The sequence below is a fragment of the Mesorhizobium sp. M1E.F.Ca.ET.041.01.1.1 genome (genome assembly GCF_003997355.1).
Taxonomy (GTDB): domain Bacteria; phylum Pseudomonadota; class Alphaproteobacteria; order Rhizobiales; family Rhizobiaceae; genus Mesorhizobium.
The window spans coordinates 1-9,047 of sequence record NZ_RZSL01000227.1; the positions used below are offsets into that span (position 1 = coordinate 1).

A 9,047-nucleotide genomic window follows, 5' to 3' on the forward strand; every position below is an offset into this window, starting at 1 on the left:
GATGCGGAAAACGCTTCAGCTTTTGCTCGCCGCTTCACTTTGCGGATGCGTGGCGGCGGCACCTCGACCGGATGCCGGCGGCCAGCACGTCGATCCCATTGCGGTCTCGCCCATCCCGATCTCGCTGGCCCTGGAAGAGATCATCACGACCGGCATCCGCCAGCAGCTGAAAAACCCTGTCTCCGCCAGGTTCGGAACGATGCTCGCCGGCGAACGCAGGTTGAACGGTCGCCATGAGATTGTGGTGTGCGGCTCTGTCGAAGACAAGAACCCTTCCAACGGCTCCGGCGGCAACGCACCTTTCCTTGCCAAGGTTTACCCGGATACCGGAAATACCTTCGAACTCGTCGCGCTGGGCGGCGAAACACCGAATGTCGGCGACGCCTGCCGCCTGGCCGGATTGCCGATCGAGCCGAAGAAGTCTTGAGCGTTCAAACAAACGAAAAAGGGGCTCGTGCGAGCCCCTCTTCCGGTTACCGAGACGGTTCCCCTCCTCTTGTTTTGACGCAATTCCGGACGGAAAACCGCTGCACACTTTTTCTGGAATTGCTCTCAGAGGCGGCAATAGTGCGGGTAGCCGTCGTAGCCGATATAGGTGTTGGAGTCCGGATCGTAGCTGGCGTAACGGGCCATGCAGCGGCGGACATGCCAGGAACCGTCATAGCCGTCCTCGACATAGACGGTGCGCGGCTGCTGCTGGGCAAGCAGGCTGCCGAGAACGAAACCGCCGACGCCGGCGGCGATGCCGATGCCGAGCTCGCGGCGGTGATGATGGTCAGAGGCGGCCGAGGGCTGGACGGTGCCTGCCAGAGTGGCGGCGGCGACGGTGGTGGCGATAAGGCTGGAAACGAGTGTGCGCTTGAACATGACGATCTCCTTGGTTCGTTGACCGAGGCGATCCATCCGCCTCTTGACCATCTGTCGCGGCTATCCGGAAAAAGGTTCGAGATTTTTTTCAGATTTTTTCGCGAGACCGGAAGCGGCCGGTCTTTCAAGGCTCGCGCCTTCTAGTGAGTAGGGATTGGTGAGTAGTCAGTAGCATGTGTAGTCAGCATCAGCGCCGGCCGAGCCCCCTACTCACTACTGCCTACTCACTCTTTTCACCCCATCCCCGTGATATGGCGCAGCCAGAACGCCAGCACGATGAAGCCGATGATGGTGGCGACGCCGGTCCAGTCGATATTGGCCTTCTTCAGATCGCTGACGGCCTTCACCAGGAGAAGCCAAGTCAAGACGATGAGCGGCAGGATGATGACAAATCTGATCATGCGGCACCCCGTTCGATGCGATTGCACCTGACGGAAATGTAGGAAGCGGCGCGCCGCATTTCAGCACGCCGGCTAAGCCACGGCATCCATCAGCAACCCAAAACGGAGTTTTGTCTTTACTGGCGCACGAAATGTGCTACCGGAGCGCCGTGCCCTTGTAGCTCAGCCGGTAGAGCAGCGGTTTTGTAATTCGCTGGATCAATCGGCTACCGCCTTGAAAAACCTGTATGTTTTTCAAAGCGTCGTTTCAGGGGTATACGTACGGGTAAATGTGCCGCCTTAGCTCAGCTGGTAGAGCAGTAGTTTTGTAAACTATTGGTCGGGGGTTCGAGTCCCTCAGGCGGCACCAACCCCCGCCCTTCTTCCCCACCACGGAAGGAGGTCGCCGAGATCGAATGCGAACTCTTTAACTGCATCAGGGTTCGGCACGGCGCTGTCGCGCACATTTTCAATGCTCCACCCACGATATTCGGGCGCTTTTCCGGCTCGAAAGGCAGCCAGCAACTGCTCTTCGTTCGATTTCAACAACATCTTTTCGAGCTCATCAATCGGACAAAAAATAGGGTAGCGCCGATCTTCCTCTATCATGTCTGGCTCTTTCTCGACAGAAATCTTCTGTGCCTCGGCTATCAAGCCATCTCTGAGTTCGTGCGACATTTGGGTCCATGCGTCCATGGTCAGGACAATAGCCGGGGCATCGGCAGCAACCTCGAACTCAACTATGCCGCGCCTAACATGGGAGAAAAACCGCCAAAGTTGAAAGATCGCCTTCGCGATCTGCGCGTACCCCGCCCGCGCGCTCTCCATCGGGTCGTCGGAGTACTGGGCTTGAAAACTGAGCTTAGTTGCCTTGCATTCGAAAACTGCGACAACGCGACCGGCCTGTTGAAGAAGAATGTCCGGCGTTTCCAGCCGATTTCCCTTGTGTTTGTATGTCACTGCAGCCTGAGCAACAAAGCCTGGGCAGTAGGCCGTGATTGATCGCCGTGCATAGTCCTCAAATCGCTTCGTCGCGTCGTTGGCGACTGTTGTCCCACCACCTTGAAGGTCATAGTAAAGGCCAAGCGTTGCGCGCATCACTATCAACTCTGGCAGTGGAGCTATGATCTGATAGCGCGTACCAAGGTCCCAGCGAACTATCGGCTTCAGCCTAAGGTAGCTGGGTTGATAAACAACTGGCAATTTGCCGCCAGCGCTCGTCTCCATTTTGTTCAGAAGTGCTCGCGATTCTCTCCGCGCAGACCACATGTCGTCGGATAGAATGCGCAGCGCATTGCTCGCAATATCTGTCGATATTCCAATATCATCGAGGTTGCTAATCGGTGAGCACCACGGATTCATTCGCAGGTAGGTATAATATGCGAAGGCACAAGCAAAAAAGTCTGAAACCGATATTCCGTTGGTTTCCAGAAAATATTGAGCAGCGTCACCTTGACCGTAAATGTACATATATCTATATATATCTGGCTTGTTTACAAACCCGCGCTGCCAGCCAAATTGCCGATGAGCTATGCGATGAAGTTCCATGAATATGTTTTCATCGTTTATACGCTCTGGCACTGAACTATCTTCGATAGACTTTATCAAATTTACGAGCGTAACAGTCGCTTCAAAATCTTTGAAATTAACTTTGTTCCGCCTCACCTTATTTTTTAACGTGTTAAGATCTATACTCAATAACGTCTCTAGGTCCCACTTGTATGCGCTGTATTTGCTATCTATACTCGTCGTAACAGCCTCTCGCGGATATCGGAAAAACTTCCTCGCGAAACTTTCTCGACCATCTTGAATGGCGTGTGTAGCCCAAATCAAAAACAGTACGTTCTCGTCATCCGCATAGGATAAAATTCTTGTCAACGTTTCCAACGCTTCTTCAGACTTGGCCCTATCTGACATTCTAAAACACTCGCGAGTTCTGCGTCGCTGAAGGTTCGTTGAACTAGGGCTGATTTATCTGTGCCATCAAGAGATCCTCAAAAGTTTAGGAACTATTGCTGCGCTGAGTACTTAAAGGCATCCGTCCAAACGGTCGAATAGTTATCTTTGAGCCCTTTGAAGATAGCGTTCACCTTTGGGTCAGCCATGGAATCCCAAGCCATTTTCGCGTTTGGATTGGCCTGAATTATACTCTTGAATTCCTTCGCAATGTCGTTGCCTTCATCCGGCGAAAGAGGAACGTCTGTGCAAGCGGCCAAGACCTGAAGTGCCCAATTCCGCAGGTTGTCCGGAGTCGTCTTATCGTTGACCAAAGTTAGCGCCAATTTGGCCATATCGACGCGATTAGCCGCCTTGGCAGCATCTACCTCGGCCTTCGCTGCTTCCTTTGCAGCTTGGATCGCAGAATTGGCTTGTGTTTTCGCCACATCCACTGCGCTTGTCGCAGCGTAGTTCGCGGTGAAATAGGACCCAATCAACGCCAACAATGCCGAGCCGATTGTAACCGCCCAATGCGGTCCATTGCCGTCCGCCATAGGTGCCCGCCTTCAGTTACAGCCAAAGGCGTTGCAAGAACCGCTAAACGCGTTGCCGTCCGAGTCAGTGCCGGAATAAAAGGTCGAGTTGCCGACACGCCGCTGCTGCATATTCCAACTATTTCCGTCGGCGGCAGTGCCATTTGTGAACGTTGAATTTCCAAAAGTGGTACTGTTTTGCGACCACGTTGACCCGGTATTAGAATTGTAACCGGTCATATTGGTTGTGTTGCCATAGTGCTGAATATTGTAGGAATTGCCGTTATCGTCGTAGCAAGTTTTATAGGCGGCACTCCCGAAGCACGCCGCTTGTGATGAAGCGGGCACCAACGTCACAGCCAATACCAAGAGCAATTTTTTCATGTTCCACCCACCCAAGTTTAGAAAATCACCGTAGCATATCATATGGACCGTTGTCTCGATTTTCAGAGGAGGGTCCGACCGCCATTTTTTGCTGATTGTGCAGAATAATTCGGCTCGACTAGTAAGACCGCCAGTTTAGGGTTTCGGTACGGTTAACAGGGAGCATATCGTGACAATTTCGCAGGAAATAAGTTCTCAGCGGACGATCTGATTACCCCTGCAATTACCCCTGCCCGCGCCCGTTGCGGTGATGGCGTCGTTGACCATTGAATTCGTTGCGAATTGTCGCTGGCTTGGCAGACCTAGCGTCTGTTTGACTGTTTTCTGCTCGTGCCAAGCTCACGTGGGCTTAGCTCTTTTCTGCGCCGCCAAGATCGCCTCTCGTTTGGTGGTCGGGAAACCTGCCAACCCATATGCCCTGATGATCGAGCCAAATCGCTCGGCGAACACCTGGTGCGTAGGGAGGTCAGGGTCTGCTTCGATCAGCGCAATTGTGACGTGCCCAAACCTGGTATGCAGCCGCCGGATGCCATCTAGAAGCTGATCATCGGTATATTTGAGACCCGACCTAGGAACACGCCAGCGGCACTCATACCCGACGGTCGCGTAAGCGGGTCGAAGGCCTCCAAAATGCTCGGCGTACGTTCTTGAACAAGGCGTGTACGGGCAGAGATCGATGATTGCCGAAGAGAGCCTGCCCTTTTCCCTTAAAAGCCGTTCAAGCCTTTCGATCATGTCGGATTTCGCAAATGCATAGCCGCTTCTGCGTCCGATCTGATGTTGGGCCCTTGCGAACTGCCTGGCGCCGACAATTGGTTCCATCACCCGCGTTCTGATCCATAAGCTTGGAGGATTTCGCTTGGCTGGCCCTCTCATTCGCTGTGTTTTTCTATTGTAGACATAGTATCCGATCATCAACTCGCTTGTGAGGACGGTTCTGACGCGGGATATGGTCCAAGTCCAACCGTTGGTGGAAGGGATACCCTCTTCGTTTAGTTTCCTCGCGATGTCGGTCATGCTCCGGTTTTGCCTAAGGAACATCCGGAAAATGCGCCGCACGATTCGGATTTCATCGGGTGGACCGGGCACGAAGACAACACGGTCGGTGTTCAGGCCCTTTTGATCGCCTGGACCCAGAAGAAACCGGGGCTCCCGATCCTTACTAACCAACAGTCTTCTTACGCCGTAGGGCATGTGGCCGCCCTGTTTAAAGCCTAGGCGAGCTTGCTGTTTCTTCGCCCTGGAAACTTTCTCCGATAGTTCGCGGCTGTACTCGCCAGCCATGACCCGCTTCAGGTTCTTGACGATCGCCGATATCATGCTGCCGTCGTTCTCGAACGGCTCACCGCAATATTCCACGGCAACCCCGGCCTCTCGGCAAAGAAATTCGTAATGCGCTGATTGGTCTGTATCCTGAAACCGACCCCAGCGGCTTACGTCCAGAACCAAGATCGCCGAGTAAGTGCGTTGGCCAGTCACCACATCGCTCAGCAACTGCTTGAGGCCATCCCTCCCTTTCAAACTCAAGCCACTTCTACCAGCGTCGGTATAGGTCTGGACAATAGCGAACCCGCGTAATTCGGCATACTCCGCAATGGCAGCGATCTGGTTTTCGAGAGAATAACGCTGGTGCTCAGTTGACATCCGGATGTACTGCGCCGCCGGAACGCGAAGCTCGGTCGTCAAATTAGTCACTATAGTGCCTCTTCCCCGGCGTGACACTATTATGTTCCGAGATGGATATTATATCGATCCCCCGATCATCCAATTAAACTAGAGTGGATGTTCTCCAGCTGCCTACCCATGGCCCGCTGATGCAGGCCGCTGATTGCCTTTCCAGGGGCGGCTATTCCAGCTTTCGATTGCGGCGGCTTGATCAATGCCTATCGGCCCTGATGCTCCGCATTCGTCGCAAAGAATGACCACGTGCATGTCTCGCGTGATATGAGGCCTAACTTCGGTGCCGGTGCAGAACGGGCAAGCGTTGGGGGTCATCTTTCCTCCAGCTTCGGAGCGGCGCGTAAACCAGCACTGCTCCACCTTCGTGCGGCATCTTAGAGGGTTTGGCGGGTGGTGGCGACAGGAAGGCGATAGCGGGCAAGCATGCGGGAGCCATTGCCTGGTCGTTGGCGAGTACCGAGAACCGAAGACGCTTGTGGCTGGTGACGTGCCGGACATGGAGAGATGAGCAGCTACGGCAGCAACGTTCATAACAAAGAGCGTTGGAGCCGCCAGTAGCCTGCGTCAGAGAAAGTTGGAGCCTGACATGGTGAGCCTGAGCAAGAAGCTTAGGGGCAAACAGCCTTTCTGTATTTACTGTGCCGGATCGGCTCGGGGCGTCGACATCGACCACGTGCCGCCTACCGGGCTGTTCGACCGAAAGTGGCGACCGAAGGGCGGGGAAGTCACCACCTGCAAGGAGTGCCATGAAGGGACGCGTGAGATGGACGATATCGCAGCGTTCGCAAGTCGCTTCCTGCCCAATCCGACCACTACGGAACAACATGAGGACATCAAGCGGTCCATCAGATCAGTGTTCCGAAACTATCCCAACCTTATCGCCGAGTTGGGCAGGCCGAAGGAGGACAGCCGCTACGTTGAAGGTGGGGGAGTGCTGGTAGCGAACGGCCCGATCATGACTTCCGTGATGACCAATTTCGCCGCCCGTATGGGGTTCGCCCTTCACCATTGGGTCACCGGGGAGATCGTTGGCCCGGCTGGAGGTGTGTTTGCACGATGGCATTCGAACTATGAGCGATTTCAAGGACGGCTGCCCGAGACGTTCTTGGAAATCCTCGGGGCCGATTACACGATGACCCAGGGCCGTAGAAATGTGGGAGATCAGTTCACGTTCAGTTTCGTCAGAGGTGAAGACCTTGGGGTGACGGGATATTGGGCAACATTTCGGCAATCGTTCGCGATCATGGCCTTCGTCTCGCAAAACATGTCGGAACTCCGTAACCCGCCCCGTCACTTTGTGCGGCGACCCGGGTTCCTTAAAGGCTATTCCGTCAAGACTCTGGGGTCTTGGCCCGGCCAGTATGGCCAGCCGTTCCTCCCTCCCTATTCCTTCGCTAAGTAGACGCCAAGCCTTATCCGCACCAAGGGCGAGGCGTCGGCGGGCAGCTTGTCGAGCCACAGATGAACGGCACAGCCAGCCCCTCCGAGATCAGAACGTCCCCCACATTTTGGCCGTTCGCAAAGAGTGAGCCGCAGCGTCGCCCATAGTTGCAACGGTCTGTACCCTCGGTCCCCGAGGGACACGAGCAGGGAACCATCTGCAGTTCCAGCTTTGCGGAAGCGACCAATTCTGTGAGGCGCGCGCCTTCGCTCTTTGGCCCAAGTCAGCTTCAACCGCACATCTCGGCTCGATGCTCTCAGGTGCATTGAAGCCCACCAACCGGGTCCCCTTTGCGGCACCGTCCAGCCGGATAGTGTCTCCGTCGGTGATGGTGAACTGTGCTCTTGCCAGCGGCACTCTGGCCCCTGTGCCCGATCTCGCGACAGATGGCATGGTCGGCCAAGCGATATGCCCACCTTTCGCAATGTACGAGTAGACCAGGGACCCGACGACCAGAGCTAGGGCGAAACCAAAGGCTCTTGCGAACCTGGCTGCCAAGTACCGGGCTTCACGAACGAGTGGGCTTCTCCGCCGGCGCGGTCGCCAGCGCGCCGGCGATGGGGGCTTGTCCGGGTGAGATGTGCGCCGACCGTACTTTACCAACCGGTCGCGCATGTCGAATAGGAATTGCCTTTGCCACTGGCTGAGGTGGCCGCGAACAAGCGCAACCTCGATACGGGACCTCAGATCGTCCTCAGGCTCCATTTTTGATTGCCCCACGCCCTGCTCACCACAGTACTAGGCGGCCGGCTGGGTGTGAATAGACTCCGGCTGTTCTGGCGGCTAACCCTGCCCGCCTTTGGTTGTTGACGGTTTCAGAAGCTCCCAAGCCTCAACCTGTAGCACCGCCGCAAGCTTCTCGATGATCTTAAGGCTTGCGTGATATTTGCCCTTCTCGACCTGGCTGAGATAGCTCCGGCTCACCTCCGCCTCATACGCTAAGTCGTCCTGAGACAGCCCCTTTGCATGTCTCAGTCGACGTAAATTAGCAGCAAGCACGTCCCGCAAGTCCATGCAGGAAACGAACTCGGTTGCTCGAAATATACACCTCGATATACTGAACAAAGCGGTGCTGTTCCGCCCCAATGAGGGAGGCTAGGCCAAAATGCTCACTGAGGGATCGTCTGGCCGAACGGACGAATTCAAAGAAAAGGTTCAGGCCGGCGACATCATTGGCGCCCTTAGGGCGAGTGGGATCGCGAAACAGACACCGGACCAAAAGGCAGCAATTGAGGCAGTGATGTTCGCGCTATGGGCGCAAGGGCAACGCCAAAGATCGGGTTGGACCACCAGTCTTCTGGTCCTCTTATTCCGAGCGGCGATCTTAGTCGGCGACGCCTTAAGGCTCCCAATAAAATTGATACAGCACTCACCAAGAGTAATCATTGCGGCGGCCTTTGTGCTCGCAGTTTCATATCTTTTTGGTTGGTCCCTCTCCTACCAGGCCCAAATTGGTTCGTTTCTTGTCGCGGCTTTGGTTCTGTTCAAGGATCAGCTTTCGCGATGGATTCGAGATTTCCTGTTCGATATCGGCGACATTTTTTCTCTCGGGACGCTAACGCGGTTCTATATCGCTCGACACTTTCTGAGCGGACCAATGACTGTCCTTGAAGACGCGGACGGACTGAAACTCCACCTGGCTACCAGTCGCCCTCTGACGTCTGGGCCATACCTGGAAGAGAGCGAGGCATTCCAAGAAATCGTGGCTCGCCAGATTGACGAATGGCCATCTTTGAGAGCTGCCATTGATGGCTTTTGGAGAGACTTTCCAAAGAACCTGGAATACTGGCGAAAACTGAGGACTAGTATAGCAAATGCCTAGAA

At 54.9% G+C, this 9,047-nt stretch carries 10 protein-coding genes and 1 tRNA gene; 4 read left to right on the forward strand and 7 right to left on the reverse strand.

Annotated elements, in window-relative coordinates:
* The first annotated feature begins 1 nt into the window (after nt 1).
* Entirely contained in the window at nt 2–427 is a 426-nt protein-coding gene (locus EOA38_RS18975; protein ID WP_127299948.1) for a hypothetical protein, read from the forward strand.
* Nucleotides 428–552: 125 nt separating this feature from the next.
* On the opposite strand, the gene EOA38_RS18980 is transcribed toward EOA38_RS18975, so the two are convergent.
* Together EOA38_RS18980 and EOA38_RS18985 are read right to left on the reverse strand one after the other, a co-directional pair.
* Nucleotides 553–867, reverse strand: a complete 315-nt coding sequence (locus tag EOA38_RS18980; RefSeq protein ID WP_127299949.1) for a BA14K family protein — start codon at nt 865–867, stop codon at nt 553–555.
* Nucleotides 868–1,100: 233 nt separating this feature from the next.
* Nucleotides 1,101–1,268 carry a hypothetical protein gene (locus EOA38_RS18985; RefSeq protein WP_127299950.1) on the reverse strand — a complete coding sequence of 56 codons (168 nt, stop codon included), beginning with the start codon at nt 1,266–1,268 and terminating at the stop codon, nt 1,101–1,103.
* A gap of 273 nt (nt 1,269–1,541) precedes the next feature.
* Between EOA38_RS18985 and EOA38_RS18990 the strand changes: the two genes are divergently transcribed.
* Nucleotides 1,542–1,617: transfer RNA gene (locus tag EOA38_RS18990), tRNA-Thr, on the forward strand.
* Here the strand turns inward: EOA38_RS18990 and EOA38_RS18995 are convergent.
* The 4 genes from EOA38_RS18995 to EOA38_RS19010 form a co-directional block, all read right to left on the reverse strand.
* Nucleotides 1,605–3,164: a hypothetical protein gene (locus EOA38_RS18995; RefSeq protein WP_127299951.1), complete on the reverse strand. Its 1,560-nt coding sequence runs from the start codon at nt 3,162–3,164 to the stop codon at nt 1,605–1,607. The two genes, EOA38_RS18990 and EOA38_RS18995, sit on opposite strands and share 13 nt — an antisense overlap.
* 92 nt (nt 3,165–3,256) lie before the next feature.
* The gene (locus EOA38_RS19000; RefSeq protein ID WP_127299952.1) at nt 3,257–3,739 is read right to left on the reverse strand and encodes a hypothetical protein; all 483 of its coding nucleotides are present in this window, start codon (nt 3,737–3,739) and stop codon (nt 3,257–3,259) included.
* A gap of 12 nt (nt 3,740–3,751) precedes the next feature.
* Nucleotides 3,752–4,102: a hypothetical protein gene (locus EOA38_RS19005; RefSeq protein ID WP_127299953.1), complete on the reverse strand. Its 351-nt coding sequence runs from the start codon at nt 4,100–4,102 to the stop codon at nt 3,752–3,754.
* A gap of 339 nt (nt 4,103–4,441) precedes the next feature.
* Entirely contained in the window at nt 4,442–5,797 is a 1,356-nt protein-coding gene (locus tag EOA38_RS19010) for a recombinase family protein (RefSeq protein WP_127299954.1), read from the reverse strand.
* Nucleotides 5,798–6,368: 571 nt separating this feature from the next.
* On the opposite strand from EOA38_RS19010, the gene EOA38_RS19020 reads away from it, so the two are divergent.
* Nucleotides 6,369–7,184: a hypothetical protein gene (locus tag EOA38_RS19020; RefSeq protein WP_127299956.1), complete on the forward strand. Its 816-nt coding sequence runs from the start codon at nt 6,369–6,371 to the stop codon at nt 7,182–7,184.
* Between the two features lie 822 nt (nt 7,185–8,006).
* Here the strand turns inward: EOA38_RS19020 and EOA38_RS19030 are convergent.
* Nucleotides 8,007–8,237, reverse strand: a complete 231-nt coding sequence (locus tag EOA38_RS19030; protein WP_127299957.1) for a helix-turn-helix transcriptional regulator — start codon at nt 8,235–8,237, stop codon at nt 8,007–8,009.
* 91 nt (nt 8,238–8,328) lie between these two features.
* Here EOA38_RS19030 and EOA38_RS19035 point away from each other — a divergent pair, with 91 nt between their 5' ends.
* Nucleotides 8,329–9,045 (forward strand): hypothetical protein, encoded by a 717-nt coding sequence (locus tag EOA38_RS19035; RefSeq protein ID WP_127299958.1) that lies wholly within the window; start codon nt 8,329–8,331, stop codon nt 9,043–9,045.
* Nucleotides 9,046–9,047 lie beyond the last annotated feature (2 nt).